Consider the following 24987-nt stretch of genomic DNA (forward strand, 5'->3'; position numbering starts at 1 on the left):
AATGGTAGCGGGGGCTGGATTCGAACCAACGACCTTCGGGTTATGAGCCCGACGAGCTACCAGACTGCTCCACCCCGCACCAACGCTGTGAGGGTGCGAACTATATTGGTTGGTGATGTTAATGTCAATCTTTTTTGAATAAATGATGAATATTTGGACCACTAGCTGTAGGTATTAATTCTTAGTTGTGGTTAAAGTGGATTGTATCGTTCTTAGATAAGTACAAATGTAACTTAAGTGATGAAATGTAACTGACTTTATTAAAGCTAGCTAAGCGGTAAAACTATCTAAGAACTAGAGGTATCTAAGAGCTTTAATTAAGAGAGGGAAGAAAACAGAGTAAGTTTTTATCAACAAAAAAAGCCATCCGTTATAGGATAGCTTTATACTTAAATGGTAGCGGGGGCTGGATTCGAACCAACGACCTTCGGGTTATGAGCCCGACGAGCTACCAGACTGCTCCACCCCGCATCAATTTGGCAGCTATACTATAGGCATTACAGCTAAATGTCAACGAATGCTGTTGTGACAAAAAAATTGCTTGGCAAATAAACAGTTGTGAGGTGTTAGTACTAATACACTAGATTTATAGAGTATGTTGTTATTTTAGACGTTCCATATCACAGTTTGTATATAGCCAAAGCGAAGGGTATAAAATGGAAAGTGGTCAAGGATAGAAGGGCTCATGGATAGAGCAAGAGGTTATGAATAATAAGATTGGATATATCGCCCTTGTCAGTTTGTTCATTGCATTAGGGGCTGGCTACTGGTTTAAACATCGACTGGGCTATGAAAACAACTTGCATGCTGATTTATTAATGCAGGTTGAACGAAAAATGAGTTTGTTAATGGCTCAAGATCTTCAACTATCACCCAAGCAACAGCGTAATATTAATAGCCAAAGTCGGCAGTTGCAGGAACTGCAGGAGGTCATTAGCCAATATCAGCTGCATGTAAATGATTTAGATCAATGGCATGATAAAGCCAAGCACCAGCAATTTTTAACAGCTAGCTATGAGTTTTTAGAGCAATATAAGCGTTTTCATAATTTGAAGCTTGATATTGACCAGGCGTTTTTACAATACTCTCAGTTAAGTACCCAACTCAAAGGCCATAAACAGCTGGCACCCTATATTGTTCAGCTTTCAAGTAGCTTATTATTATACCAGTTACGTTTAATGCCTGCAGCTAAGCAGCAAGCACAACAGGTGACTCAATTTTTAACCCGCTCTGCGGATGAGCCAGCATTTCGTTCATTATCCAATCGCTTGTGGCAAATGGCTTCTTATACGGGTTTTTTGCTTGAAAATTTAGAGTTACAAGAAGCTCAATTAGTTAAGTTGAAAAATAATTCGATGATGAATTTGTTAGATCAAATTCTGAGTTACCATGATGAAAACCTACAATACTATCAGCGTTTAGAAACAATAATAGTCAGTGCATTTATTGTTGCCATATTAACGTTAGTGTTATTGATTATTTTACGGAAAAATCGTGAGCTGGCACAAAAAAGCTTTCAAGCAGAAGCCGCTACTGAGGCAAAAAGCCATTTTTTAGCCAACATGAGTCATGAAATACGAACGCCAATGAATGCTATTCTTGGTTTTACAGAGTTAATTTTGCAGACCAGGCTGAATGAAAAACAGGTCGACTTTATACGGAAAATAAAAATATCTGCAGAGTCATTATTGCTTATTATTAATGATATTTTGGATTTTTCTAAGATTGAAGCAGGTAAGCTAGAAATTGATCAAGTTCCTTTTGACTTAACTAAACAACTAGATATTTTATGTAATATGTTTGCTCGTCGGTGTGAGGAAAAACAAATTGAAATGATCGTTAATGATAAAACAGATTTATCTCATCAGCTGATTGGCGATCCTTTAAGGTTAAACCAAGTACTCATCAATTTAGTTAGTAATGCGATTAAGTTTACTGATCAAGGACAAGTAGTTGTTAAAATAGAAAAATATACTAAACCAATACATGATAAGGAAAACCAAAACGATAAATATAGTAATGAAAATAGCGCTTATTTCCAGTTTTCTGTTAGTGATACTGGAGTAGGTATTCCGCTAGATAAGCAACATAAGCTATTTCAAGCGTTTGCTCAAGCCGATAGTTCCACTACCCGTCAATTTGGCGGAACGGGGTTAGGTCTAAGTATCTGTAAAAGGCTAGTTGAGTTAATGGGGGGATCGATTAGTGTAACTAGTGAGCCTGGTAAGGGGAGCGAGTTTAGTTTTTATTTACCATTAGAGATGGAGGTGACAAAAGTAATCAGTGAATTAGCGCCGAAATTATCAGATAAACATATTGTTCTGGTAGATGACAATCCTTTGGTTACTGGGGTTGTGGAGCATATGTTAAAGTCAACAAAAGCAGATGTCATAACATTTAACTCTGCGGCAGCTGCCTTGACTTATTTGGTTAAACAGCCAATGTGTGATTTACTGATTATTGATTGGTGTATGCCAGAAATGAATGGCATTGAGCTGGTTAAGCATTTACGGTTAATTCCAGTTTTTCAGCGGTTACCCGTTGTGGTTATAACCGCCTTTGGTAATGAAAAAGTGCATCAACAGGCTGCACAAGTAGGCGCAAAGGATTTTTTGGTGAAACCCTTCACTACTTATGGACTTTGGCAATCCATTACTCAAGCGATTGGCTTATCCCCTAAAGCACAATTAAGTCAGCCAAAAGCCAAACAAATGAAAAACTTGCAAGGCATAAGAGTATTATTAGTTGAAGATAATAAAATTAACCAGTTATTGGTAAAAGAGTTTTTAAATGATACTGGTGTAGCATTATCTTTTGCTTTCAATGGTCAACAGGCAGTTACAGCGTTAGAAAAGGAATCATTTGATGTAGTACTTATGGATGTACAAATGCCAGTGATGGATGGCTATGAGGCTACTCAAAAAATACGTCAAGAGCATTGTTCTGGTTCGCTACCTATTATTGCAATGACTGCTAATGCAATGAAAGGTGATAGAGAACGCTGTTTAGCTGCGGGCATGAATGATTATTTGTCTAAACCAATAAAAAAAGATCAATTATTGGAAGTGTTGAAAAAGCAGTTAGCCGTTGTATTTCAAACAAAGCCACAGCCAGCCCTTAGTCATGATAAGCACCATAGTCAAAATAGTGGTAAGAACAGCCCTACAGCTGAAACCTATTTTAGTAGCTCAAGTATCGAAATTGGTGAGTTATATCCACTGATTGATGTAGAAGATGCGATTAGTCGGCTGGCAGGTGATCAAGGCATGTATTGCAATCTACTGAAAATGTTTACTGCTGATTATGCGCAAGTGGCTGAAAAAATTGTTGATAATATCCACGCTAATGCTTTATCTGAAGCCGTAGATGATGCTCACTCATTGAAAGGTGTTGCTGCAAACCTTTCTGCAATACAATTACAACAGGTAACGTCTATTATTGAGCATCAGTTAAGAGATGAGCAGTTACCGAGTGAGGCTACTTTATCAGCTTTGATTGAAACTAGCAGGAAAACCGTACAGGCAATTAATCAATATTGCTGCCAGCAAGAAATTGTTCATTAGCCGACAGTTGGTAATAATGGTAAAAAAGTAGCGCCGTTATGGCTTAAGCACGGCGGCTACTTTCCCCAGTTTTTATTGCTGCCCCTATTAAATGTGCAATTCGTAGCGCTTCAGGTACATGCCCTTGATCTGTCAATTTAGCTAAAGCGTGTGCTGCTGTATCTGGCGTAGTACCCTGTACTTGAAAATAAAAAGGCGCTACGGCATGAATTGCTCCAGCGTTTTGGATTAGCTGCCAGCGTGTCTCATAGTTAGATAGATTCTGTAGTGCTTGTTTAATTGCCACTAAGTCTGGCTGTTTTCTCATTACAGCAATACAGGGACGTTCAAGCTCATTGGCTAAACGAGGTAAGTCGATAATATTAAAGCCACCAAAGGCAATACCATCTAGCAAAACAACATTGATTTGTGGGTAAAATTTACTCGCTTTTATGCAATCAATTAGAACTTCAGTTGAATCAAAACCATCGCGGGTAATGGTTTGCCATAGCATACCTTCAAAACGTGTATTGTTGCAGATGATGCCACTGATATTCACCTGCTCATGTGGGTGTTTACCAAAAGGAGCGTCATCGAACCCAATGGCACGAATTTGTTTGTTTAATGAGATGAGTTGTTCAAGCGTTTTCATTGATTGTGAGTAATTACTGTTGCGCAAGTGGTAGATGACAAGTGTAACAGCTTGCCGACTCTGATGGGAATCAAGTGCCTCCGATAAATAAGTATCAGCACCCGTTAGACTATTACCTACTGGGATTTGTTAGATAGCTGTGTTATGTATATTGGCCATGTTTAAGCCTGATAGTTAAGAAAATGATTTCCGGATGGTCGCTAGCTACCATAACGATTTTATATGTGTCGTTTATATTCTTTATTGCCTACTTAGGCGACAGTAAGTTTAGGCATTGGCCAAAAAACCGTTGGCTGGTGTATAGCCTGTCTTTAGCTGTGTACTGTAGTTCCTGGAGTTTTTATGGTGCAGTAGGGCAAGCCGCAGAGAGTTTATGGTCTTTTTTACCATTATACTTGGGACCAATTCTAGTTTTTTGCTTGGGTTACTCATTACTCGCAAAAATTATTGCTGTTTCCAAAACTGAAAATATTACAACCATTGCCGATTTTATTGCTTTGAGATACGGCAAGTCCAGATCACTGGCTGTAATGGTTACACTTCTCGCAGTGATGAGTATCCTGCCTTATATTGCTATGCAACTAAAGTCGATAGTGATGGGTTATACGATTTTAACGGAAGGAACTGCCCATGCTTCTTCAGAAAATCTAGCGGGAACCCAAACGGCTTTAATTATCACCATTATGCTGGCAATTTTTACCATTTTATTTGGCACACGGCAGCTGGATGTGACTGAACATCATCCAGGAATGATGGTGGCGATTGCTTTCGAGTCTATTTTAAAGTTGGTTGCTTTTTTATTAGTGGGTGGCGTGATTACCTATTCTATTTATGGAGGCGTGAGCGAAGTATGGCAACTGGCTAAAACTCACCAGGTGACATCTGACTTATTTCAACAAACAACTAATCCTGTCACCTTTACTAGTCATGTTTTATTAGCAATGGTTGCTATCATTTGTTTGCCAAAGCAGTTTCATGTAATGGTGGTTGAGCATACTTCTGATCAGGACTTGCGTCGAGCGCGTTGGCTGTTTCCACTATATTTATGTTTATTTCCACTGTTTATTATCCCGTTAGCGTTAACGGGAGCAATGTACTTTGATGGTCAAGTATCGCCGGATACATTTCTCATTAGCTTGCCAATGGCATTAGGTTATGAGCAACTGTCGTTGGTAGGCTTCATAGGTGGCTCCTCTGCTGCCATTAGTATGGTTATTATGGCAACCATTGCGTTAAGTACCATGATAAGTAATGACTTGGTTAATCCTCTGTTGTTGCGAAATCAAGTATTACGTAGCCGAGTGAATAACCAGCATCAGCCACTGGCAATGAATCGTTTATTGCTTAATACCCGGCGTGTGGCAATCGTACTTATTTTGTTGTTGGCTTTTATATTTCAAATTTCACTGGGCAAAGTAGAAACGTTAGCATCCATTGGATTAATTTCTCTCGCTGGGATAGGTCAGTTGGCTCCAGCATTGATTGGCATCATTTATTGGCATAAAGCAAATAAAAAGGGTGTCATTATTGGTTTGTCATTGGGAGCATTGACCTGGTTTTATACCTTAATTTTACCATTGTTTTTGAGGCAGGGGAGCACCGCGGAGACTCATTGGTGGCTTGAATTGGTGCAGCATACTTGGTTGGACCCTGATCAGTTTTTATTTTATTCCTCTTTAGATCCATTAAATCATGGCATTTTAGTGAGTTTAATGGTGAATTTATTTGGCTTTTTATTAGGGTCATGGTTTTCTATATCTGTTGTCAGTGAGCGCATACATTCACCACTCTGTTTGCTAGAACAAAATACAAACAAGTGGCTGCCTCCAAAAATGCAAACCAGTAAAGTCAGCTCTAGTGATTTATTGGCATTAGCTGCACGGTTTGTTGGAGAAGAAAAAGCAAATGCCAGTTTTCAGTTTTTTGAAGCTATTAATCATGAAAAATTGAGCTTAAGCCATCCAGCCTCTGTAGAGCTGGTTGCCCATACTGAACGACTGCTAGCCAGTTACATTGGTTCTGCCACTGCACGCTTAATTCTCGATTTGGCCACTAAGCGACAACATATTTATTTATCTGATGTAGCAATGATTGTAGATGAAGCCTCTGCAGCCATTCACTTTAGTCGGGAAATGTTGCATGTGGCCATAGAGAATATCAGCCAAGGTATTACCGTGCTTGATAAAGACCTGTGTTTAGTAGTCTGGAACAGTCGTTATTTAGAAATTTTTGATTACCCAGAAAGCTTTATTCATGTGGGTAAATCAGTTGCAGAGGTTATTCGTTATAATGCTGCTAGAGGGTTATGCGGCCCTGTGGAAGTAGAAGATTATCTGATCAGCCGACTGAACTACTTTAAGAAGGGGCTCCCTCATCGAATTGAATTGTGCTGGGATAATGGCACTGTAATAGAGGTGCAAATCAATCCATTGTTTGGTGGCGGATTTGTTTCTACTTATACGGATATTACACCTTTCCGACGTGCAGAGCAGGTATTAAAGGAAACCAATGAGTCACTGGAAATAAGAGTACAACAGCGCACAGAGGAATTATCTAAACTTAATCTTGCCCTAATGCAGGCTAAAGCAGAAGCAGAACAAGCTAATCATAGTAAAACACGGTTTTTAGCCGCAGCCAGCCATGACTTAATGCAGCCTTTAAATGCAGCTCGTCTATTTGCTGCTATGTTAACTCAACAGTTAAAAGACACTGAATATGAGCAAACAGCGAATCATTTGGATAGTGCGTTAAAAAGTGCAGAAGGTATTTTATATGACTTGTTGGATATTTCAAAACTGGATGCGGGGGTAACAACAGCTAACAAAAACGTGTTTAGTTTGGCTGAGTTATTTCAGGAGTTAACCATCGAGTTTTCTGCAATGGCGCAAGAAAAGCAGATAGATTTTACGGTTGTTGTTTGTCACAGTTGTATTTACAGTGATAAACGACTATTACGACGGGTGTTGCAGAACTATTTAACCAATGCTTTTCGTTACTCCCGAGGCCGCGTACTGCTTGGTGCGAGACGACAGGGTGCAATGCTCAGCTTACAAGTATGGGATAATGGGGTGGGTATTGCAGATCATCAGCGGGATATTATTTTTGAAGAGTTTAAGCAGCTTAATCACCAACAGCATGAACAGGCAGAAGGCTTAGGGCTAGGCTTAGCGATTGCAAAAAGAATTGCTACAGTGTTAGAGCATAATTTATCTGTAGACTCATGGGTTAATAAAGGCACTGTATTTACAGTTGAAGTGCCAATACAAGCTCAATGTGTTACTACTTTGCCTTCTCAAAGCACTTCTCCTAATAATTGGGCTAATACATTGGCAGGTAAGCAAGTCATTTGTGTTGATAATGACTTATTAATTTTAGAAGGAATGATGGGGCTATTAGAAAAGTGGGGCTTGAAGACAGTTGCAGCACCTAACTGGCCACTGTTACAAGAAGAGCTGGAAAGTGAATCTGACTTTGCACCTGACCTGATTTTAGTTGACTACCATTTGGCAGATTCCACTAACGGTTTGAAAGTCGTGGATAAGTTGTGGGAACACTATCAACAAGCTATTCCTGCTATTTTGATTACGGCTGATAATGATGAAGGCGTGATACAGCGGACAAAAAGTAAAGGGATTGGTTATTTAGCTAAACCGGTTAAACCTGCGGCACTTCGTGCTTTAATGGCTAAACAATTGATGGAAGCAGAAGCAGCACTGACCGTAGACTGAAACCAGCAGACTTAAATGCCCCCGTTAGGAGGCATTTGCAGTATTAAGTTCAGGTAGTTTGATTGCCAGTTGCTTCATTAAAATGACGGCTTGGGTGCGATTACGAACATTTAGCTTTTTAAAAATAGCAGTAGCATGGGCTTTAATAGTCGCTTCAGAAACCCCTAGATCAAAAGCAATTTGTTTGTTCAATAAACCCTCTGTCATCATTATCAGCACTCGATATTGCTGAGGAGTGAGGGAGGCGAGCTTATCTGTTAAGTTATGTAGCTCTGGATTAGTGTTAGTGGGCTGGTTGGTGTATTGCTCAGGAAGCCATATTTCGCCATTAAAAATACAAGTCAGGGCTTTATTAATCAAAGGTAAGGGCGCTGACTTGGGAATAAACCCTGCAGCTCCTTGGTTCATTACTTGTTGGATAACACTGTGATCCTCGGATGCAGAGACAACAGCAATAGGAATGGCAGGGTGGTGGCTGCGCAAATAAATAAGTCCTGACAAACCATCAGCGCCAGGCATCATCAAGTCTAATAAAATTAAATCTAAATTTTGACATTGGCGCACTAATGTTTGCAGGCTTAACATTGAGTCTGCTTCTAGTAATTTTGCCTCTGGAAAACCTTGGCTTAAGGCTTGCTTTAACGCAGACCTGAATAAAGGATGGTCATCTGCAATGGCAATTGTATAAGGAGTTATCATCCTTCTTACCTCTAATATCGTGTCCTATCGCCAGTTAGTCCATGGGTAGTGAGTTTTGCTATGGTAAGCTTAATATACAAAGGTTACTACTTATAGACTTTAGGGCACCCCTAACAACTATCAGGGTGGCCCTTTTAAAGGCATTATGCGTTTTATTTTAGAAAATAGATAGTAGTGGGTATTGGTTTGACTTTGCAACAGCTTATCGGAAACCTATCAGCTGGTAACAAGTGTAGTGCAACGGAAAATTATTCATTTAGATTGTGATTGTTTTTTTGCCGCTATAGAGGTAAGAGATAATCCGCGACTCACAGGAAAGCCAGTTGCTGTCGGTGGGGCTCCAGAGAAACGAGGGGTCATTGCAACCTGTAATTATGAGGCGCGCCAATATGGGGTGCGTTCAGCAATTGCCTCTGCCTATGCGAAAAAACTGTGCCCTGAGCTGATTATTATAAAACCACGAATGTCGTATTATCGTGAGATATCTGGCTCTATTCAGGCAATTTTTCATGAGTATACCGACTTAGTTGAGCCCCTCTCGTTAGATGAGGCATTTTTAGATGTGTCCAATAGCACTTATTGTAAAGGCAGTGCCACACTGATTGCAGAAGAAATTCGCCAGCGAGTGTACGACACGCAACATATTACAATCTCGGCAGGGGTCGCACCCAATAAGTTTTTAGCCAAAATTGCCAGTGATTGGCGTAAGCCGAATGGCTTGTTTGTTATTGCACCAAACCAAGTAGCTGAGTTTGTTTTAAAACTGCCAGTGAATAAAATATATGGGGTAGGTAAAGTGACAGCAACAAAGTTGAGTACAATGGGAATTGCAACTTGTGGAGATTTGCAACAGTTTTCGCTGGATACGTTAATTAATAAGTTTGGTGTATTTGGTGAGCGTTTATATGAACTAGCGCAAGGGATTGATCACCGGCAAGTGCAGTCTGTTAGACGGCGTAAGTCACTCAGCATAGAGCACACTTATCCTGATGATCTAGTCGATTGGTCAGCCATCCAGACACAGATTCCAGCATTACTGGCAGACTTAGAAGTAAGGCTGGTTCCTAAGCTGGAAGAGGGGTATGCCATTGGTAAACGACTAGTAAAGGTTAAGTTTCATGATTTTACTCAAACCACATTAGCAGAAGCTTGTCAGCCTCAATCTATACAAGAAGTGCTCACTGTTGGTGATTATCAAAGACTATTCTCTAGTGCATTTCAAAGAGGTAAAAAGCCAGTAAGGTTGCTGGGTATTGGGGTAGGTTTAATTGACTTGTATGAAAGGAACCCTGTTGAGCAGTTGGAGTTGTTTCCACTAAAAGGGTTTTCTGAGAAACAATGACACCCGCTTAGTGGCTAAGCCGGTGTCTTGCGCAAAAAGATCTGAATAATATTACCAAAATGTGTAGTTACAGGTGTTTAAGCTGCTCTTCGATTTCGGTGATTTTATTGCTAACGACCTTTTCTAGGTGTTTTAAGTCTTGAAGAATTTTCTTCTTGTGATCAATTATTTCTTTGTCATGCTTGGTGACTTGATCTAATTCATCAACAACATGCCTTAAAATAGGCGAAATTTCTGTGACATCTTTATATTTGTGGGTACCGCTATCAACCAATACTGTTTTCTTTTGGCGGGGGTACTTAAATTTTTCACTACGGGCAAATAATGAGCCTTTTTCTTTTTTGTAGTAAATTTTAAGTATATCGTATTCTGCTTCTGAACGAAGGCTATAGCGATCGATATTTTCGATGGCTGTAATGCCCATGCTTTTTAAATGCTCGTACATAACTCTACCTGATCTAATTGCTAAATTACTAAAGTTGCCCTTAATAAGTGTACTGCCTGATAGTCTTTTGTCACTCCGGACTAATACGAAAAATCCTTTGGCGTGAATGCTAGGGGTACTTATAACGTAGGTAAGTTTAGCTAGTAAGTTGTTATTAGAGGAGGGTATTTACGAGGAATATACTTATCAACTAGGGCGCAGTCATAAGTGTTTTATGAAGAAACTACTGCTATCTTTTTGCAGCAAGGGCAGTAGTTTCTATTAGATAAAGATGAAAAGCAAGTAATTACTTAATAACAAGTATGCTAGTGTTGCAATGCTCTACTACTTTAGCAGTTACTGAGCCAAGGAAAAAGTGATTTAGCTTGCTGTTATGAGTGGCAATGACGACCAGATCGATATCGCTTTGGCTGATTTTTTTAAGAATTTTTTTATAAGCTTTACCTTCAGCTACATCGACTTCGTAATTGACCCCTTCTGGTAGTTGCTGTTTTGCATACTCTTTTAGTCGAGCTTTTAAGTCAGCTAATGCTTCTCGCATCACTTCTGTTGGAAAGTGATTTGATACGATTGGCATGTTAAAGCCAGGAATTACAGTGAACAGATGTAAAGTGGCATTATTCGACTGGGCAAGGAAAATGGCGGTATCGATTGCTTTTTGAGCTAGCGCAGTTTCATTTAAGTCGACAGGGAGTAAGATATTTTTATACATAGGACACCTTGAAAAACTACCTTTTTGTCGGTTTGATGCAAGTGGCACCTCACTCACGAGGGTAGTGAGATTGTCAAAGTAGAAAAACTTCTGCAATGACATGTGTCATTTAAAAGCCAGACTTTATTGCTTGAGGGCAACAAAGTCTGGCCATGTTTTATTTACTGCTATGAAAAATGTTTAAGCAGTTGCTGGCTGATTCTGTTTTCGGCGGCGTTGCATTAAGAAAATACCACCGAGCAGTAACAATGCGGGGATAAACATCCACTGCTTATTTGGTCGCTCAGTATTTTCTTGCTCAATGTGCATAATTTGCCAGTCGAAGTCGACACCTTGTCTGCCAATAGCCGAGCTAAAATCAATTGAGTCAACCGTAACCGTTCCTTTTTCGTCGTCAATGAGTAGTTCTAAACCACTGGCTCGAATCATTTCCTCACCACTTTCACCTTTTGGTAAACGTAACAGAACGGTTTTTTCTTTATGTTTGCCATCAATGGTTTCACCGCCGACTCTCAGTCGAAGGTCTTTCCCTTCACCTGCTTGCTCTGCCATTTGGTAGATTTCTTTGGCAGGGATCAAGTTAGTTGGCTCGTAGAGATAGTCCCACCAGAAGCCTGGGCGGAACAAAGTAAAGGCAACCAGCAATAAACCAACGGTTTCATACCAACGGTTTTTCACAAACCAATACCCTTGGGTAGCGGCAGAGAAAACCAGCATAGCCCCTAGTGCGCTCAGTATAACCAGTGTCAGATCCAATGGACCGCCAATGTCTATTAACAACAATTGTGTGTTAAAAATAAACATAAAGGGCAGGATAGCGGTGCGAATATCATAGATAAAACCTTGAATACCGGTTTTAATTGGATCGCTTTGGGCAATAGCTGCTGCTGCATAAGCTGCAAGCCCTACAGGAGGTGTATCATCAGCTAATATCCCAAAATAGAACACAAATAAGTGCACAGCAATCAGTGGCACAATTAAGCCGTTTTCAGCACCTAAGGACACAATGACAGGTGCCATTAAGCTTGATACAACAATATAGTTGGCGGTTGTAGGCAAGCCCATACCTAATATAAGGCTAATAATGGCAGTAAATATCAGTACTAATAAAATGCTACCTTGAGAAAGTAACCCAATCACCTCAGTTAGCTTTTGACCAATACCGGTTAAGGTTACAACACCTACGATAATACCTGCTGCTGCAGTCGCCACACCAATGCCGATCATGTTGCGTGCACCAGTTGCAAAGCCAAGCATTAAGTCGCTAAAGCCAAGCTTGGTATTCTCTCGAAGCTCTTTAGCGTAATTACTAGCATTGGTGGCTGCAGATGATGCTTTTGCTTCGCGCTTGTGAGCAAAAAATACCTTCATTGGCCGGTGGGTAACCACTATAAAAATCATAAAGACGGTTGCCCAAAAAGCAGATAAAGAGGCAGATAAACGCTCAACAGTTAAGCACCAAACCAAAATCACTATAGGTAATAGAAAGTACAGGCCGCTTTTGACAGTAGGGCCAACAGGCGGCATTTCAATGACATCCTGATCTGGGTTGTCTAAATGAGGGGCGGGGTATTTAGTGGAATAAGCCACTAGTGCGACATAAGCAATAAATGTGATAGCCCCAATGACCCAGATAGCTGCATCACCCAGTAATGACTTAGACCAGCCAATGCCATAGTACACAATCAGGCTTAGTACACACAGACCAAGAATGGTACCTATAAACGTCAGCAGTGATTGCACGAGGGTTGGTTTGTAAGGTCTTGGTAACCCTTCCATGCCGGCTTTCAGTGCTTCAAGGTGAACAATGTAAAACAGGGCAATATAAGAAATTAATGCAGGCAAAATAGCATGCTTGATGACTTCTATATAATCAATACCTACATACTCCACCATCAAAAAGGCTGCGGCCCCCATAACTGGTGGTGTAAGCTGACCATTAGTAGAAGCAGCCACTTCAATTGCACCAGCTTTGCTGGCCGGGAAGCCGACTCGTTTCATCAAGGGAATAGTGAAGGTACCGGTAGTTACCACATTGGCAATAGATGAACCGGAGACAATGCCACTTAAACCAGAAGAAACGACAGCTGCTTTGGCAGGACCGCCTTTCAAGTGCCCTAGCAGTGAAAAGGCAACTTGAATAAAGTAACTGCCTGCACCAGCGCGATCAAGCAATGCACCAAAAAGAACAAATAAAAATACGAAATCGGTAGCAACGCCTAAGGCGACCCCAAATACACCTTCTGACGTAATCCAGAAATGGGAGAGCGCTTTTTGTAAGCTGGCACCTTTGTAGGCGATAACATCTGGCATATAAGGGCCGGCAAAGGTGTAAACCAAAAATACACCCGCAACAATCATTAAAGGTGGCCCAAGTGCACGGCGGGTTGCCTCTAGTAACAGCAGCATGCCAATACCAGCTGTTACTAAGTCAGCTGTTGTTGGTGCCCCCGCACGGTTGGCTAAATCATCTTTGAACACGACCAAGTAAAGAGTACATGCGACCCCAACCAGGGCAAAAAACCAATCTTGGATAGGGATGTAGTAACGTGGTGAACGCTTGAATGCGGGATAGGCGGTAAAGGCTAAAAATAGCGCAAAACCTAAGTGGATAGCACGTGACTCGGTGCTGTTAAATAAGCCAAAACTGAAGTCTTGGGTTATATTATTGTATATAAACGTATTAATGCCGCTGGGTAACGGGGAAGCAATCCATAACTGGAATAGCGACCAACAGATAGGGACCAGTAACAGCACATAAGCAGGAATTCCTCTTGGTGCTCTGGCTCCACTATCAGCTTCGGCGATCATTTGCTCTAGATTTTGGTCTAGAGGAAGATCCTGGTCTTTCGAAGTCATATCAATTTTTGCCTTTAGATACGAAAGAGAACAAGCTGGTAGGGCTGCTGAGCCATTGACAGCAGCACAGGGAGATGCCACATAAACTAACAGCTGCTTTATATAAAGATAATAAAATTTTCATATTTAGCCGCTATATTTTAGTCCTGGGTATCTAAAGAAATAACATTAAACGCTTTGGACTAATGCACTTCATGACATACCCAGGTTTGTGGCATCTAAATGATGCTTTCAGGCTAACTCATAAAATAGCCGAATTTATTTAATTAAACCGGCTTCTTTAAAGTACTTTTTAGCACCTTCGTGCAGTGGTGCAGACAGTCCGTCAGTGACCATGCTTTCTTTATTCAGGTGAGAGAAAGCTTGGTGTAGAGAAGTAAAGTCAGTGAAGTTATTAAAAACAGCTTTAACTAAATTGTATACTACTTCTGGCTTGGTTTTAGTTGAGCTAACCAGCGTAGCTGCGACACCAAAGGTAGGAATATCTTTGTCATTGCCAGCATATAAGCCGCCAGGAATCACAGTTTTCGCATAATAGCTGTTGTCAGCTACCAATTTGTCGATTTCTTTACCTTGAACGGGAACAATTGTGGTGTCACAAGTGGTAGTCGCTTCTTTGATGGATCCACTAGGGTGGCCAGCGACAAACACAAATGCATCAATTTTGTTGTCACATAGGGCTTTTGCTTGCTCAGCTGACTTTAATTCAGACACTAAAGAGAAAGCTTTTTTGTTCCAACCGTACTGCTTCATCAACACTTCCATGTTGGCGCGTTGACCAGAACCTGGGTTACCAATATTAACCCGCTTGCCTTTTAAATCAGCAAAGTTCTTAATATTAGCGTCTTTTCGTGCAACTACTGTAAAAGCTTCTACATGTAAAGAGAACACGGCACGTAAATCTTTGTAAGCACCTTGATCTTTAAATTGGCTGCTACCGTTGTAGGCGTGATACTGCCAATCAGATTGTACAACCCCTAAATCCAGCTCACCAGCACGCATAGTATTAAGGTTGTAGATGGAACCACCAGTACTTTCAACAGAGCAACGAATACCATGCTCTTTGCGGCCCTTGTTAACTAAACGACAAATAGCACCACCAGTAGGGTAATACACGCCAGTAACACCACCAGTACCGATGGTAATAAATTGTTGTTCAGCAGCATGGCTTGCTGATATGCCCACTACGCTTAAGCTAACACCCACTAAACCATAGGAAAGTTTTTTCAGTACGGACATGTTTACCTCGTCTCTTTTACTTTTATGTAGGTATACCTTGAAACAGGTATATTGGTTGTTTTTTTGTTAAAACAGTGGCGCATTGACTATACAAATACGGCTTTAACTATAGTCAAGTCCTTGTCAATTGCAGCCTGTTTGACAAAAAAGGAACAATTTAATTACCAAATACCCCGTATAACTATAAGTATTTTTACCTACATAAATGATTTTAATTGCTATCACATGATGAAAAATACTTAAAATCAAGGTAGTTAGGCCTAATTAGTGGCCAAGTAATATTTTTTGCTGATTAATTGAACAGGCTAATAGCGCTGACCTTTTTGAATATAATTCAATCGTTTTCTTTTTAACAGAAACTTGCTTAAGATACCGCTCCACAATGGGTGAGAGGGTGGTTTAATTGTGGACAAAAATCGGGAAGTAAAAATGTGGGGTGAAAAGCATAAACCATGGCGGTGAAGGTTGGAATATATGGGTTTAATGGCCTAAGCCGACTGGCAATTAGAGCAGCCTGGGAGTGGCCTGAAGTCGAATTTGTATTAGTTAATGATGCTTCGGTTACCCCTGAGCAGGTTGCTTGGATGCTCAAACAGGATAGTAGCCGTGGCTGCTGGCAAAAGTCGATAGCAGCTGAAGAAAAAGCGATCAGAATTGATAACACCTCTGTTGCCTGTACTCAATTTGCCAAAATATCTGAAATTCCTTGGCGAAAGCTCGGAGTAGATATTGTCTTGGTGGCTGAGCCTTGGCCTGAAGAAGTTAGCTTGCATGCTTTGAAAATGCTGTTACCCAAAGCAATATTAACTCGTCCAGTTGAACAGGTATTGGCATTAGTCATGGGGGTTAATGACCATTTGTATTCACCTCATGATCACTCACTTATCTCGGCCCTGTCAGCCAGTTGTCATATGGTCGCCCCAGTATTTAATGTACTGCTTAATGGGCTGGGAATAAAATATGCGTCTTTTTACTATCAGCCTGGAAATAATACGGTAAGCCATCACTTGTCACCTCAGCACTTTAAACACCGTCTGAGTTATGAAGAAGCCTCGGTTTACAGTCAGCCTACTTGGCTAGCAGATGAACTGTTATCAGTTTTTCCTGGCTTTAAACATCAACTTGCTGCAAGTGCACATTTTTTACCGAGTGCAAAGCTATCACAAGTGCACGGTACTTTTCTGGTTGAGTGCAAAACGACCGTCGCAGAAGTGAATAGTTTGCTGGATAAAGCGGCGAGAGGACGCTACCGACAACTGTTGTCTGTCAGTCATGAGTCTTTATGGGTAAACGACCTATGGCAACAGCCTTATTCTGTCAGCCTGGAAGCAGCAGCTACACAAGTGGTAGGTAGTGAGATGGTTAGTTTGACCCTATGGGCAGATGAGCAATGGATGTATGCGCACCGGTTAATGGAGTTAGTCCGAAAAGTGGGCGCAGCAACAACAAGCCAGCCAGTTGTTACTTAAGGGTACCTCATAATAATTGCTGATGGCCTCTGTGCAAGATCCCATCAGGCAGCGCCTTCTGGTAAACCCCCACTCAGTGCTGTTGATTTTGATTGCGAATTTACCAGAAGGCCAGGGACAGCAAATAATTATTAGAAGTGCCCTTAAATAGCGTATTTTACAGGTTTGCGATTTGCAGAAATATCCGAGTGAGTTTGGATATTTCTACAGTTTTTAAGTGGAGGTAACTAAAATCAATAAAGTCTGTTTAGACGTTTTGTTGTAAACAACATTTTTTATATTTTTTGCCGCTACCGCAAGGACATGGAGCATTACGATTAATTTTTGTTTGTACTTTAAATGGTGCAGTTGGATCAATGTAGTACCAGCGTTGATCAATTTTTACAAATCGCGAGTTTTCAGATAATACCTGAGTTTTTGGATTGCTGGTCAGTTGATAATAAGCATTAAAAGAAACTTCACCTACCTCATCGGCAGCTTGTCCAGCCCACACTTTATTCACTTCCAGCTTCACCCACTGGCATTGGTCGGCCCAGGATTTTATCGACTCTTTCTTTAAGCTTGCTTGTTGTTGGGGGTGGGTAGTAGCAATTAAATAATCCAATGCATTTACCACATAGGCTGAATAACGAGAGCGCATTAGCTGTTCAGCTGTTGCAGCAGGTTGACTACCTTCAATCAATGGTTGGCAGCAATTGATAAAGTCTTGATTGCTTCCGCAAGGGCATGATGCAGGGTTATTCATTGGGGCACCTCTAATAATTGTTTATAGTCTCTGCGCAAGCTGACGGGGTCTTGAACAAGGCGGCTTGTGAAGTGTAAGGCTGGTTGCCTTTCCAAGCAAGGCAACACAGTGCAAGAGCTCGTCAGGCAGCGCCTTTCAGGGCCTTCTGGTAAACCCGCACTCGGTGTTGTTGCTTTTCAACAGGCCACCAGCATGCCTTCAAATCAACGCCTTGATTGCGAATTTACCAGAAGGCCAGAGACAGTAAACAATTATTAGAGGTGCCCATTGGTTCGCTCATTTTTTAAATAATGTTTGACAATAATAACATGAATTTTAGTGAATTTTTTATTGTGATTTATTAGGTGAGGTGCTAGATTCGAAACGCCCTAGCTCGAATATTTCACCAGATATCAAGGATTTTATGGTCTGGTGAAATATTCGGGCTAGTTTTATTGCATAAAACAGTTATGAAGTAATTTAGCTTTTAAAAGGACTTTGTATCCAATGGAAAAAAAATATTTAGCTCACTTATTTGGAGCATCCATTTGTACCTTTGCGTTACTACCTGTTATTTCTGCATCGGCAAATCCAGCGATATCTTTGGAAGATCCTCCGGAAAACTCAGTTTATATAGAGGATATTGTTTACGGTGGTACTGGTTGCCCTAATGGTACAGTTGGTACTTCGATAGCACCGAACGGGTTAAATTTTGGTGTGTCTTTTGATCAATATATTGCGGGTATTGGTGACGGATATAATCGAGCAGATAAAAGAAAATACTGCGAACTAAGGATTAACTTACGCATCCCTTCTGGTTATTCCTATGCAATTGCCGATATTATTTATCGCGGTTATGCCGAGTTAGATAAAGGAGTAGTTGGTACGCTTAAATCGCGTTATCGCTTTCAGGGAGAATTACTGGAAGCTGGTTTTTCGAAGACTATTCGGGGGCAGGTGGATAAAGACTTTGCCTATGATGACACGCTGGATCTCGAATCTTATGTATGGTCTGACTGTGGAGCCACTGCACCTGTGGTACTCAATACGCAAATTCGTTTAAATGCGACACCTGTAGCAGCACCAGAGGCGGGTGGTACAATCGGTGTTGATAGTGTTGAAGGTAAGCTGACTCAGGAGTATGGCTTGGTTTGGCGTCGTTGTGGAGAAGTAGCGGGTACTTTTGAATAAAGTAAAACAGTCTATCGTGCTGCGTTTAGCTAAAATTAATGGCAGATAGGCTTAAAAGGAATTTGCAAGGAATTAATAATGCTAACAATAAAATCATTAAGAGTAGGCCTTATCTGCAGTGCATTTTTGGTTGCCGGACAGAGTGCACAAGCAACTGATTTTGAATATGTTACCCCCCCTGAAGGTCAAGTAAAAGTTAAAGGTATTATTTATGGTGGGTCTGGTTGCCCACAAAACTCCATTGCCACATCGGTAGCGAAAAGTGGTTTAAATTTTGGTATTTCTTTTGATAATTATGTTGCGGGTATCGGTGATGGGTTTGCGCGCCATGATAAGCGGAAAAATTGTGAGTTAAGGGTTGAGTTAGCTGTGCCCAGCGGTTATTCCTATAGCATAGTTGATGCTAATTACCGTGGCTATGCTGATCTTGATAGTGGCATTAATGGTACTTTTGTCAGCCGCTATCACTTTCAAGGAGAGCTATCCGAGGCAACCTTAAACCGCTCAGTGCGTGGTCCGATTAATCGAGACTTTACTGTATCAGACAGTTTAGATGTGGAATCTTTTGTCTGGTCTGATTGTGGCGCTACGGCACCTGTGGTATTAACCACTCAGTTAAATCTGAAAAAAACGCATACGGCAGGGTCTAATGCAGAAGGGGTTGTGGGGCTGGATAGTGTTGAGGGTAAGTTAACCCATCGTTACGGTTTGAAGTGGAAACGCTGTAACAGTTGAGATATACCAGTCACGATTCACTTCTAGGTGTAAATTTAACAGGTATATACTCACAGCGAAGGATAATTTAGGCGAGGCCACTGAACGGTGAAGCCCCAGGAGTTTAGTAAACTAAATGACTGGGGTGAAGAGTGATGGTAACAAAGCCTAAAAATCATTCGCGAAGAGTATAAGTATTGAAGGGGCTGTTTTTAGCCTTTGCAAAATCACGTATCATCACCTTCTAGTAAAAGAGGGTGATGATGTTAAATAAAGAACTCAAGCAAACCATTCAGCGTGCCTATAGTCAGTTTTTAGAGCAACAGTCGCTAAAGCCCCGCTATGGGCAAAAGTTGATGATTGCTGAGATTGCAAAATCATTAGCCGCAGTTCAAGTCGATGATGAAGGTAACCGCGAATCGGACCCTGCCGTTTGTGCCGTGGAAGCGGGCACAGGTACTGGTAAAACAGTCGCCTATGCGGTTGCGGCCATTCCTATTGCTCAACACAGTGAAAAAACCCTGATTATTTCCACTGCAACGGTTGCTTTGCAAGAGCAAATTGTCCTGAAAGACCTCCCTCAAATTCGCCAACAAAGTGGTTTGTCATTTAACTTTTGCCTGGCTAAAGGTCGGGGGCGATATGTGTGTTTAACAAAGTTGGACTATCAAGTGCAAAGCGCTGAGGACATGCAGAGCACTGTTGAGCTGTTTGCTGAAGAAGGTTACAAGGTTGAGCTGGATAACAACAGCAAGCAACCCATTTTCCAAGACATGCTGAATCGGCTGGCAACAGGTAAATGGGATGGAGACCGTGATAATTGGCATCAGCCAGTGGATGATGATATTTGGCGAGCGGTAACCACCGATCATCACCAGTGTACCAACCGGCGCTGTGAGTTTTTTAATCAATGTGCATTTTTTAAAGCACGAGAAGCCTTGGGTAAAGTTGATGTAGTTGTTACTAACCATGACTTAGTACTTGCTGATTTAGCTTTGGGAGGAGGGGCTGTTTTACCTGCGCCAAAGGATGCTATTTATATTTTCGACGAAGGACATCACTTGCCGGATAAGGCGGTTAACCACTTTTCCCATGGAGCAAGGATTAAAGCCACTGGGCAATGGTTAGATAGCTTGGCTAAACAATTTGCCAAATGGTTGCAGCAACATGCTTTACCAGGAGAAATTGGACGACTGATGGAAAAGGCTGGGCTGTTAGCGCCTGAGCTACAAACGTTACTGGATGAGAGTTACCAGTTGCTGGCACAGCTGCTTACTCAGCAAGCAACCAATAATCAAGCCTCTACTGGGTATCAGAAAAGCAAACCCGCCGCTGGCTCTCAACAGCAAGAGCAGACAATTAATTATCGATTTCCTATGGGGGTGATCCCTGAACTATTAAAAGCGCAGGCAGAACAACTTAAACAGCAATTCAGTCAATTAACTGATGTGTTGGACCAAGTGGCTGAGTTATTAAAAGAAGCCATTGATGGCAAGTTAACTGGGGTAGATAAGCCAGAGGCTGAGCAGTGGTATCCTCTGGTAGGGGTGCACTTAACTCGGTCAATGGCTAACTTGGCCTTGTGGCAGAGCTATGCCGCGACTGACCCAACTACCAGCCCGCCTTGGGCGCGGTGGCTGATAGGTATTGATATTGGTGGACGGCTAGAGGTAGAGATAGCCTCAAGCCCTATTTTGGCCGCAGAAACATTGCGTCAATCGTTGTGGAATCGAGCGCATGCCGCTGTGATAACTTCTGCTACTTTGACGGCGTTAGGGACTTTTGACCGATTTCGGATGCGTGCTGGCATTCCCAAAAACAGTGCCACACTCGTTGTACCCAGCCCTTTTGACTATGCCACTGCTGGCCAGCTAGTGGTGCCTGCAATGAAAAGTGGGCCGAAAGACCAGCAGGGCCATACGGAAGAGATTATCCAACAGTTACCGACGTTAATTAGCAAATATTCAGGTAATCTGGTGTTATTTGCTTCCCGTAAACAAATGTTAGCGGTTTACTATGGGCTAACTGACAAAGATCGGCGTTTGGTAATGATGCAGGGAGATTTGGCCAAGCATGAAATTATTAAACGACACAAGCAGGCAATTGATAAGAAGCAATCAAGCGTAATTTTTGGTCTTGCCAGTTTTGCAGAAGGCATCGACTTGCCAGGTGAGTATTGTCAGCATGTGATTATTGCCAAAATCCCATTTGCTACCCCAGATGACCCGATAGAGTCTGCACTTGCAGAATGGATTGAAAACCAGGGGCGTAACGCATTTATGGAAATTACGATTCCTGATGCAGCTGTTAAACTAGTGCAAGCCTGTGGTCGTCTATTAAGAACTGAAGCAGACCATGGCCAAGTCACTCTATTAGACCGACGCTTGGTAACTCAGCGCTATGGGGCGATGTTGCTAAATAGCCTGCCCCCTTTTATGCGAGTAGTTGAATAAATGCAATTAAAGCTTACTCAGGACAGTACCTGCGTAGTTTGTTCCTATTGATAATGGTTATCCATTTATTGTTCGTACATGCTTTTAAACTGCTCAACTAAAATATTGGCATTGTTTAGTTGAGCAGGGGTCATGAGCTTGGCAACTTCTTGTTGAGTTTGCTTGGCTTCAAGTTGCTTAGTGTGGGACTGATGACTAGATAAGGTGAGCCAGATATAGGCAGATATAATGTTGGCATCGGTACCTTTACCTTTTAAGTAAGCCCGGCCTAGGTAATATTGTGCTTCACCATCTTTACTACGAGAGGCTTCTGCAAACAGTTGGAAGGCTTGTTCTAGGTTTTTTTTAACACCATGACCAGATGTGAGCGCTAGCCCCATCAGGGTTTTTGCCTGAGGGTTATCTGACCTTAAAGCCTGTTTTAACCACTTGATTGCAGTTGGGTAATCTTGCTGGATATCACGACCATAGTAGTATGCTTTGGCAAGATCAAGCTGTGCATTGACGTTTCCCGCATTGGCAGAGGTTTCAAGTGTTGTGATTTTGGGGTTGGCTGCTACTAAGCTAGGAAATAATAAACTAAGTAAAACAATAGCAAAAAATTGAGCTTTCACTTGATGTCCTTGAAAAACTATCTATGCAAAAGAGGAGAGCCTTAAGTGGGCCGCTGTTTAAATGCTATTGCTAGGAAGCGCTATTTGCAAGCATTGACTTGTTTTGGCCAAGGACACAGTTTTGACCTGCTTGGTTTGTAAATACCGATTTGGATAAACGATTTGGATAAAACTGTGCTAGGATTTGCCGCCAGAATTAACCGTAGCGAACTACCTTAGAGTGTGTATGGATAAATACGAAGAGATTAGACCTTACCACGATCATGAAGTGAGAGAAGTTGTTGATCGCCTGCTTTACGATGACGGCTTTCTTGAATCAATGGCAAAGTTTAGGCTGGGTAAACTGGCAACTAAGCTGGGTCCTGTGATTAACCCTTGCCTGCGCTGGTTATTACGTAGGGAGCTGAAGTCGGTAAATGATGTTACCAGTTTGCAAGATGTTGTAGAAAAATATGTAGATCGAGTCATTCATTTAACCACTACTGATGTGACTTTCTCCGGTGCTGAAAAATTAAATAAACAACAGCAAAGCTATTTATTTATCAGCAACCATCGAGATATTGTGCTTGATCCGGCATTTGTGAATTTTGCTTTATACCATAACAATATTAAGACACCCCGTTTGGCAATTGGTGATAACCTGTTAACTCGCCCCTTTGTCAGTGACTTAATGCGGTTAAATAAGAGCTTTATTGTGCGTCGTTCTGTACAGGGTAAGCGAGAAAAGCTGGCTGCTTATCAGCAACTTTCCAGTTATATCAATGATTCGCTAGCTGAAAATGAGTCAATCTGGATTGCGCAACGGGAAGGTCGGGCGAAAGATGGCAATGATTTTTCTGAAGCCGCCATTATCAAAATGCTGCAGCTTAGCCAGCGAGGTAAAGACATCAGTTTTAGTGATTTTATTAATAATCTGAATCTTGTACCTGTGGCTATCTCTTATGAGTATGACCCTTGTGATTGGTTAAAGGCAAGAGAGTTATATCAGACTGAGCGTGATGGCCATTACCAAAAAGCTGATAATGAAGATGTGCAAAGTATTGTCAAAGGTATTCGTGGCTTCAAAGGACATGTCCATATTGCTTTCGGTGAGCCACTCACTGGACAGCTTGATACCCCACAGCAGGTAGTTGATGCAATGGATAGGCAAATCCTAACCCATTATCGGCTCTATCCAGCCAACTACTTTGCTTATGAAAAACTAGAAGAAGCACAGCAGCCTCTTGACTGGGACAAGATACGGGCAGAGTTTCCCAATATTGATTTAGCGGCACGACGTCAGCGTTTTGAAGAGCGTTTGGCTAGTTGTACCGATGCTTGGCGTCCATGGTTGCTGCGGATGTACGCAAACCCCGTCATTAATAAATTAAAGCTGCAGAAAAGTTAAGCTGCTTAAAAATAGACTTTTCGGCCCTAACTCATGGCTTTGTGCTTAGGGCCTATTCTACTTGCGATTATTTTTTTAGTCATACAAGAAGGTTGCTACAAAGTAACAATCCTTTCATAACAGTCACCCAGCTTATTATTAGCTAAAAAAGCAGAGTCCTACGAGTATTGAGCCACCAGCCATGATGCCACAAAACAAGGCCGTCCCTGAAAATAAGCGGTTCCAGGTGTGTTGAATCGTGCTGCAATCAAAATGACTAGAGATCGGTAGGTGTTCTTCATGGCTAGTTACCATAGGAGTGACAGATGCCAAGCGGGTATTGGCACGAATTCGCACACTTAAACTCAATAACCCGCCGAGAATTCCGTATATGGTTGCCAGAATAAATAAACTTTGTTGTGGGTTAAGACTGATGTACTCCCAGGCTGTTTGGGCAATAGGCATGAATACTCCTTTAAATACTGGCATGGCCCGCTTGGGCAAATAAAATTACTGAAATTGGGTAAAAAAAAGCCAGTATTGTAAAGGCTTAACAAAACAACTCAATAGGGAATTGTTTTTATTGATGCTTGCTTGTTCACAATAAGTGCGTGAGGCAGGAAGCAAATTGTCTGTTTTTCCTGCTGAACTTTGGGATGAGATGTGCTTCTAATATACACGCTAATTATGTGATTTTATTCATTCAAGTGAGGCTAACGGGTTATGTATAGTAATGCCGTTATGTGGCGGGAGCTGATTCACCGAGGTGGAGAAGCATTTCAGCAGGAGCAATATTTATTGGCAAAAGAGCGTTTTCAGCAAGCGCTTAATTTAGCTGAAGTTGCCCTAAATAAAGCTCAAGCAATACCTGCTTTTGTTGAACAACTAGCAGAGCAGCCAGCAGAACAAGTGGTGCAACAGTTTTTAATTGCTTGCTGTAATCTGGCCGATACCCACAATATGATGGGAGATAGTGAAGTGGCTGACTATTACTATCAGTGTGCCTGGCAATCCCTACAACGCTTGATCAGTGCAACTAATATAACGCCTTGCCTGAGACAGCAGGCGATCATTCAACTTGAAAAGGCTGCTCAAGAGTTTACTGAGTTGTCAAAATACCCTGTCAACTCAATAATGGATGCACCTTGGCAGCAAGCCAGTGACCATTATGACCAGTCGGAAATAGTTCCTACCTATCACTAAATACCCAGCTGTTACATTAATTATCTGTACTTGGC

The 24987-nt window shown here is 41.5% G+C and carries 18 protein-coding genes and 2 tRNA genes; 9 read left to right on the forward strand and 11 right to left on the reverse strand.

Features of this window, described 5'->3' with window-relative positions:
• Positions 1-2 precede the first annotated feature (2 nt).
• Positions 3-79 (reverse strand) — tRNA-Met (locus tag ORQ98_RS08250).
• A gap of 315 nt (positions 80-394) precedes the next feature.
• Positions 395-471 (reverse strand) — tRNA-Met (locus ORQ98_RS08255).
• A 233-nt stretch (positions 472-704) separates the two neighbouring features.
• Here ORQ98_RS08255 and ORQ98_RS08260 point away from each other — a divergent pair.
• Positions 705-3563: a response regulator gene (locus ORQ98_RS08260; protein ID WP_274688322.1), complete on the forward strand. Its 2859-nt coding sequence runs from the start codon at positions 705-707 to the stop codon at positions 3561-3563.
• Between the two features lie 43 nt (positions 3564-3606).
• Here ORQ98_RS08260 and ORQ98_RS08265 read toward each other — a convergent pair whose 3' ends face one another.
• Entirely contained in the window at positions 3607-4194 is a 588-nt protein-coding gene (locus tag ORQ98_RS08265; protein WP_274688323.1) for an endonuclease dU, read from the reverse strand.
• Between the two features lie 182 nt (positions 4195-4376).
• Between ORQ98_RS08265 and ORQ98_RS08270 the strand changes: the two genes are divergently transcribed.
• Positions 4377-7922 (forward strand): hybrid sensor histidine kinase/response regulator, encoded by a 3546-nt coding sequence (locus tag ORQ98_RS08270; protein WP_274688324.1) that lies wholly within the window; start codon positions 4377-4379, stop codon positions 7920-7922.
• A 24-nt stretch (positions 7923-7946) separates the two neighbouring features.
• Here the strand turns inward: ORQ98_RS08270 and ORQ98_RS08275 are convergent, their stop codons facing one another.
• The gene (locus tag ORQ98_RS08275; protein ID WP_274688325.1) at positions 7947-8621 is read right to left on the reverse strand and encodes a response regulator transcription factor; all 675 of its coding nucleotides are present in this window, start codon (positions 8619-8621) and stop codon (positions 7947-7949) included.
• Positions 8622-8856: 235 nt separating this feature from the next.
• Between ORQ98_RS08275 and dinB the strand changes: the two genes are divergently transcribed.
• Positions 8857-9963, forward strand: a complete 1107-nt coding sequence (gene dinB, locus ORQ98_RS08280; protein ID WP_274688326.1) for a DNA polymerase IV — start codon at positions 8857-8859, stop codon at positions 9961-9963.
• Between the two features lie 67 nt (positions 9964-10030).
• Here dinB and ORQ98_RS08285 read toward each other — a convergent pair whose 3' ends face one another.
• The 4 genes from ORQ98_RS08285 to ORQ98_RS08300 form a co-directional block, all read right to left on the reverse strand.
• Positions 10031-10408, reverse strand: coding sequence for a DUF3461 family protein (locus ORQ98_RS08285; protein WP_274688327.1), 378 nt, complete (start codon positions 10406-10408; stop codon positions 10031-10033).
• A 286-nt stretch (positions 10409-10694) separates the two neighbouring features.
• Positions 10695-11120 carry a universal stress protein gene (locus ORQ98_RS08290; RefSeq protein ID WP_274688328.1) on the reverse strand — a complete coding sequence of 142 codons (426 nt, stop codon included), beginning with the start codon at positions 11118-11120 and terminating at the stop codon, positions 10695-10697.
• Between the two features lie 180 nt (positions 11121-11300).
• The gene (locus ORQ98_RS08295) at positions 11301-13979 is read right to left on the reverse strand and encodes a TRAP transporter permease (RefSeq protein ID WP_274688329.1); all 2679 of its coding nucleotides are present in this window, start codon (positions 13977-13979) and stop codon (positions 11301-11303) included.
• Between the two features lie 258 nt (positions 13980-14237).
• Positions 14238-15218 carry a TAXI family TRAP transporter solute-binding subunit gene (locus ORQ98_RS08300; protein ID WP_274688330.1) on the reverse strand — a complete coding sequence of 327 codons (981 nt, stop codon included), beginning with the start codon at positions 15216-15218 and terminating at the stop codon, positions 14238-14240.
• A gap of 452 nt (positions 15219-15670) precedes the next feature.
• Between ORQ98_RS08300 and ORQ98_RS08305 the strand changes: the two genes are divergently transcribed.
• The gene (locus ORQ98_RS08305; RefSeq protein ID WP_274688331.1) at positions 15671-16687 is read left to right on the forward strand and encodes a glyceraldehyde 3-phosphate dehydrogenase NAD-binding domain-containing protein; all 1017 of its coding nucleotides are present in this window, start codon (positions 15671-15673) and stop codon (positions 16685-16687) included.
• A gap of 247 nt (positions 16688-16934) precedes the next feature.
• On the opposite strand, the gene ORQ98_RS08310 is transcribed toward ORQ98_RS08305, so the two are convergent.
• Positions 16935-17432 (reverse strand): YchJ family protein, encoded by a 498-nt coding sequence (locus ORQ98_RS08310; protein ID WP_274688332.1) that lies wholly within the window; start codon positions 17430-17432, stop codon positions 16935-16937.
• Between the two features lie 486 nt (positions 17433-17918).
• Between ORQ98_RS08310 and ORQ98_RS08315 the strand changes: the two genes are divergently transcribed.
• From ORQ98_RS08315 to dinG, 3 genes are all read left to right on the forward strand, one after another.
• A complete protein-coding gene (locus tag ORQ98_RS08315; RefSeq protein ID WP_274688333.1) occupies positions 17919-18602 on the forward strand; it encodes a DUF4360 domain-containing protein in 684 nt (227 codons plus the stop codon).
• Positions 18603-18680: 78 nt separating this feature from the next.
• On the forward strand, positions 18681-19337 hold the full coding sequence (locus ORQ98_RS08320; protein ID WP_274688334.1) for a DUF4360 domain-containing protein: 657 nt from the start codon (positions 18681-18683) through the stop codon (positions 19335-19337).
• A gap of 239 nt (positions 19338-19576) precedes the next feature.
• Positions 19577-21769, forward strand: coding sequence for an ATP-dependent DNA helicase DinG (dinG, locus tag ORQ98_RS08325; RefSeq protein ID WP_274688335.1), 2193 nt, complete (start codon positions 19577-19579; stop codon positions 21767-21769).
• Between the two features lie 65 nt (positions 21770-21834).
• Here the strand turns inward: dinG and ORQ98_RS08330 are convergent, their stop codons facing one another.
• Entirely contained in the window at positions 21835-22383 is a 549-nt protein-coding gene (locus ORQ98_RS08330; protein WP_274688336.1) for a tetratricopeptide repeat protein, read from the reverse strand.
• Positions 22384-22609: 226 nt separating this feature from the next.
• On the opposite strand from ORQ98_RS08330, the gene ORQ98_RS08335 reads away from it, so the two are divergent.
• Complete coding sequence (locus ORQ98_RS08335; protein WP_274688337.1) at positions 22610-23770, forward strand: 1-acyl-sn-glycerol-3-phosphate acyltransferase; 1161 nt, start codon at positions 22610-22612, stop codon at positions 23768-23770.
• A gap of 138 nt (positions 23771-23908) precedes the next feature.
• Here the strand turns inward: ORQ98_RS08335 and ORQ98_RS08340 are convergent, their stop codons facing one another.
• The gene (locus ORQ98_RS08340) at positions 23909-24214 is read right to left on the reverse strand and encodes a hypothetical protein (protein WP_274688338.1); all 306 of its coding nucleotides are present in this window, start codon (positions 24212-24214) and stop codon (positions 23909-23911) included.
• A 258-nt stretch (positions 24215-24472) separates the two neighbouring features.
• Between ORQ98_RS08340 and ORQ98_RS08345 the strand changes: the two genes are divergently transcribed.
• On the forward strand, positions 24473-24952 hold the full coding sequence (locus ORQ98_RS08345) for a hypothetical protein (protein WP_274688339.1): 480 nt from the start codon (positions 24473-24475) through the stop codon (positions 24950-24952).
• Positions 24953-24987: the final 35 nt, after the last annotated feature.

Origin of the sequence: Spartinivicinus poritis (genome assembly GCF_028858535.1) — a bacterium.
Taxonomy (GTDB): Bacteria; Pseudomonadota; Gammaproteobacteria; order Pseudomonadales; family Zooshikellaceae; genus Spartinivicinus; species Spartinivicinus poritis.

Bases quoted from the DNA above. Each gene is read 5' to 3' on its own strand.
- ORQ98_RS08320 (WP_274688334.1), top strand. From the start codon at position 18,681: ATGCTAACAATAAAATCATTAAGAGTAGGCCTTATCTGCAGTGCATTT.
- ORQ98_RS08305 (WP_274688331.1), top strand. From the start codon at position 15,671: ATGGCGGTGAAGGTTGGAATATATGGGTTTAATGGCCTAAGCCGACTG.
- ORQ98_RS08315 (WP_274688333.1), top strand. From the start codon at position 17,919: ATGGAAAAAAAATATTTAGCTCACTTATTTGGAGCATCCATTTGTACC.
- dinG (WP_274688335.1), top strand. From the start codon at position 19,577: ATGATGTTAAATAAAGAACTCAAGCAAACCATTCAGCGTGCCTATAGT.
- ORQ98_RS08345 (WP_274688339.1), top strand. From the start codon at position 24,473: ATGTATAGTAATGCCGTTATGTGGCGGGAGCTGATTCACCGAGGTGGA.
- ORQ98_RS08340 (WP_274688338.1), bottom strand. From the start codon at position 24,214: ATGCCTATTGCCCAAACAGCCTGGGAGTACATCAGTCTTAACCCACAA.
- ORQ98_RS08295 (WP_274688329.1), bottom strand. From the start codon at position 13,979: ATGACTTCGAAAGACCAGGATCTTCCTCTAGACCAAAATCTAGAGCAA.
- ORQ98_RS08285 (WP_274688327.1), bottom strand. From the start codon at position 10,408: ATGTACGAGCATTTAAAAAGCATGGGCATTACAGCCATCGAAAATATC.
- ORQ98_RS08270 (WP_274688324.1), top strand. From the start codon at position 4,377: ATGATTTCCGGATGGTCGCTAGCTACCATAACGATTTTATATGTGTCG.
- ORQ98_RS08300 (WP_274688330.1), bottom strand. From the start codon at position 15,218: ATGTCCGTACTGAAAAAACTTTCCTATGGTTTAGTGGGTGTTAGCTTA.
- ORQ98_RS08260 (WP_274688322.1), top strand. From the start codon at position 705: ATGAATAATAAGATTGGATATATCGCCCTTGTCAGTTTGTTCATTGCA.
- ORQ98_RS08310 (WP_274688332.1), bottom strand. From the start codon at position 17,432: ATGAATAACCCTGCATCATGCCCTTGCGGAAGCAATCAAGACTTTATC.
- ORQ98_RS08275 (WP_274688325.1), bottom strand. From the start codon at position 8,621: ATGATAACTCCTTATACAATTGCCATTGCAGATGACCATCCTTTATTC.
- ORQ98_RS08265 (WP_274688323.1), bottom strand. From the start codon at position 4,194: ATGAAAACGCTTGAACAACTCATCTCATTAAACAAACAAATTCGTGCC.
- ORQ98_RS08335 (WP_274688337.1), top strand. From the start codon at position 22,610: ATGGATAAATACGAAGAGATTAGACCTTACCACGATCATGAAGTGAGA.
- ORQ98_RS08290 (WP_274688328.1), bottom strand. From the start codon at position 11,120: ATGTATAAAAATATCTTACTCCCTGTCGACTTAAATGAAACTGCGCTA.